Raw genomic sequence first — 3025 nt, 5'->3', positions numbered from 1 at the left:
GCCAGGCAAGAAGCAAGACTGGAGCGGTAGTTCAGTCGGTTAGAATACCGGCCTGTCACGCCGGGGGTCGCGGGTTCGAGTCCCGTCCGCTCCGCCAGATAAAAATGCCCGCCTCGCGCGGGCATTTTCATATAGCCCGCCAAGGTGAAAGCCTGAGCGGGCTTTGTTTTTTCATGCGCCGATGCGTGCAAATCGCGATTGCATCCGCGCCGCACTGCGCTATCGTGACGGCATGTGTCCCTGATCCTTGCGCGATGCTCGACCCCACCGACCAGCGGCTCCTCTACCAGCTCCGACCGGCCGAGGCCGGCGATTTCCCGTTTGCCGAAGCGCTGACGCACGGCAACATGGGCGGCTATTACAAACGCCACGGGCTTGTGTGGCGCGGCGATCTTTTTTATGCGAGCTGGGGCGAATCGGAGAACTTCATTCTGGAAGTCGACGGCGAGCGCATCGGTGTGCTGCGCCTGACCGAGGAGGGCGATTCGCTGCATATCCGCGATGTGCAGATCGCCGCGAGCCATCGCGGGCAGGGCGCCGGCACCTATCTGCTCGACATGTCGCACCGCTGGGCGAAAGCGCGCGGGTTGAGCGAACTGCAATTGCGTGTGTTCGTCGACAATCCCGCTGCGCGTCTGTATCTGCGCATGGGCTATCGCGTCACCGGATCGCGGCTTGCGCAGCTTGGCCCGATCCGACACATGGTGCGGCGAGTCTGACGCGCGGCTGCGCGCAGTGTCAGCGCGGCGCGATGTCCGGCTCGTTATGCGACGTATCGACGCCGGAGCTATCGACGCCCGCCGCAGCGGCGCGCGGTGTATCGACGCCCGACGTCGTGTCCCCCGACGGAACATCTGCCTGCAAGGTCTCGCCCGCGAGGCCTTCCGGGCCCGGGTGCTCATGCCCGCGCAGAATGAATGCGCGTGGACTCTTGCCAAATGCGCGCCGGAACATCGCGGAAAACGCACTCTGGCTTTGATAGCCGAGTTCGCGCGCGATGTGCGACAGCGGACGTCCCTGGTTCAGCAGCGGAATCGCACGCGCGAGCAACGCCTGCTGCCGCCATTGGGAAAAACTCACGCCCAGCTCCTGCTTGAACAGCCGCGAAATCGTGCGGGTACTCGCACCGACTTCGCTGGCCAGGTGTTCGAGCGATTCCGCGTGCGCGGGTTGTGCGAGCACGGCTTCGCACAGCGTGCGCAGACGCTTCTCGTCTGGCATCGGCACCGCGAGCGGCAGCGGTTCCGCGTGACCGAGTTCGTCGAGTACGAGCGCGCAGAGCATGCGCTCGCGCGTCGCGCCCAGGTCGCGCGCGTCGAGTGCGACGATCAGCTCGCGCAGCAAACCCGAGACTTCAACGACGCGGCACGCGTCGAGCCCGCCCGGCACGATCGATTCGTCGATGTACAGCGTGCGCAGATACGCGTCCTCGACGATCACGACCTCGTGCGTCACGCGCGGCGGTACCCAGATTGCGCGCGACGGCGGCACCATCCACGTCGTGCCCGTCGTCGCCATGCGCAGCACGCCGCGCGATGCGTACGCGAGCTGCGCCCACGCATGGGTGTGACGCGGCACGCGTACGCCGGCCGCGAGCGGGCGGGCGCGGACGCGCATCGGATGGGCGGGCGTCGGCTCGAATTCCGGCGGAATGTCGATGACGTCGAGATGGGCGGGCGCGATGTCCCGGACGGTCGGATTCATGGCGATCGAGGCGGCGCGGTATCGCGCAGGACAATGCCGCTATTGTAGAAGCGGCCGCGCGATGGATCGCGGTGGTTTTTGTCCGTTGATAATGCGATGTTCGAATCGAATGCGCTTTGCCTGGAACCCGGGCGAGCGCTCCAACACGAGCGGCCTTGCATGGGATCTGGCCATACGATGAGGCGCCCGATCCGATTGACGTCTGGCCGACAGGAGACGATGACATGACCTTTGCGACAACCGATCTTTGCGATGCCCATGAAGACAAGCTCGTGGCCGGCACGCTGCGCGTGCTCGACCCGGTGCTGCGCCCGTATGGCGGCGCGGTGCGCTTCGCGGGGCCCGCAGCGACGCTCAGGATTTTCGAGGACAACTCGCTCGTGCGTACAGCGCTCGAGCAGGACGGTGCCGGGCGCGTCCTTGTCGTCGATGGCGGCGGCAGCCTGCGCTGTGCGCTGGTCGGCGGCAACCTCGGCGCACTCGCCGAAAAGAACGGCTGGGCCGGTATCGTGGTCGACGGCTGCGTGCGCGATTCCGCCGAATTGCGCGCATGCAATGTCGGCGTGCTCGCGCTTGCGACGCACCCGCGCAAGAGCGACAAGCGCGGCGTCGGCGAGCGGGACGTTCCTGTCACCCTGCTTGGCGCGCGGATTGCGCCGGGCGAGTGGATATACGCCGACACGGATGGCGTACTGGTCAGCGCAACGTCGCTGACCTGATCGGCAACCGCCGGATCGAAACAGGAGAAACACGATGCGCCACGTATTCGTCTATGGCACGTTGAGGGCGGGCGAGGTCAACGATATCGGCCGGGCCGCCGAGAAACATGGCATCGCGGCGCCGACGCTCGTGGGCGCCGCTGCGCTGCCGGGCGAACTGTACGATTTCGGCACGTATCCCGGCATGATCGCCGCGCTGGATGGCCGGGCGCTCGTCTGGGGCGATGTGTACGAGGTCGACGAACGTCTCGTGCCGGTGCTCGACGAGATCGAGCGTGTCTATCCGGGCGTCGACAGCCTGTTCAAACCGGAAGAGGCGACGGTCGAACTCGACGGCCGGCGGTATGCGTGCCTGTACTATCCGGTCGCCACGCATGCGGTGGCGGACAAGCCGCGCATTGCGTCGGGCGACTGGGTCGAGCATCGGCGCTCGCGCGAAAACACGGGCGCATAGTTCGCGGGGCGCTCGGGAAACAGGCACCCCGCGGGTGCCTGTTTCTTGATGCCGGGCCCGGGTCGCGTCAGATTTCTTCGTACAGCGGCAGCGTCAGGAATTCCGTGAAGTTCTCCGACGTCGACATCTTCTCGAAGATCGCCGCGGC

At 66.1% G+C, this 3025-nt stretch carries 4 protein-coding genes and 1 tRNA gene; 4 read left to right on the top strand and 1 reads right to left on the bottom strand.

Annotated elements, in window-relative coordinates:
* Nucleotides 1-20: 20 nt before the first annotated feature.
* Both KH616_RS23555 and KH616_RS25450 read left to right on the top strand, forming a co-directional pair.
* Nucleotides 21-97: transfer RNA gene (locus tag KH616_RS23555), tRNA-Asp, on the top strand.
* A 7-nt stretch (nt 98-104) separates the two neighbouring features.
* On the top strand, nt 105-719 hold the full coding sequence (locus KH616_RS25450) for a GNAT family N-acetyltransferase (RefSeq protein ID WP_366835181.1): 615 nt from the start codon (nt 105-107) through the stop codon (nt 717-719).
* A 19-nt stretch (nt 720-738) separates the two neighbouring features.
* On the opposite strand, the gene KH616_RS23550 is transcribed toward KH616_RS25450, so the two are convergent.
* Nucleotides 739-1704: a helix-turn-helix transcriptional regulator gene (locus KH616_RS23550; RefSeq protein WP_292253404.1), complete on the bottom strand. Its 966-nt coding sequence runs from the start codon at nt 1702-1704 to the stop codon at nt 739-741.
* Nucleotides 1705-1928: 224 nt separating this feature from the next.
* On the opposite strand from KH616_RS23550, the gene rraA reads away from it, so the two are divergent.
* Entirely contained in the window at nt 1929-2423 is a 495-nt protein-coding gene (rraA, locus tag KH616_RS23545; protein ID WP_292253401.1) for a ribonuclease E activity regulator RraA, read from the top strand.
* Between the two features lie 34 nt (nt 2424-2457).
* Complete coding sequence (locus KH616_RS23540) at nt 2458-2877, top strand: gamma-glutamylcyclotransferase family protein (RefSeq protein WP_292253399.1); 420 nt, start codon at nt 2458-2460, stop codon at nt 2875-2877.
* The last annotated feature ends 148 nt before the right edge of the window (nt 2878-3025 follow it).

This window comes from Burkholderia sp. (assembly GCF_018375725.1).
Taxonomy (GTDB): domain Bacteria; phylum Pseudomonadota; class Gammaproteobacteria; order Burkholderiales; family Burkholderiaceae; genus Burkholderia.
This window is presented reverse-complemented; position numbering and strand designations above follow the sequence as displayed.

What these genes read in the sequence shown, in the direction of transcription:
- rraA (WP_292253401.1), top strand. Translation starts at nt 1,929, where the DNA reads ATGACCTTTGCGACAACCGATCTTTGCGATGCCCATGAAGACAAGCTC.
- KH616_RS23540 (WP_292253399.1), top strand. Translation starts at nt 2,458, where the DNA reads ATGCGCCACGTATTCGTCTATGGCACGTTGAGGGCGGGCGAGGTCAAC.
- KH616_RS25450 (WP_366835181.1), top strand. Translation starts at nt 105, where the DNA reads ATGCCCGCCTCGCGCGGGCATTTTCATATAGCCCGCCAAGGTGAAAGC.
- KH616_RS23550 (WP_292253404.1), bottom strand. Translation starts at nt 1,704, where the DNA reads ATGAATCCGACCGTCCGGGACATCGCGCCCGCCCATCTCGACGTCATC.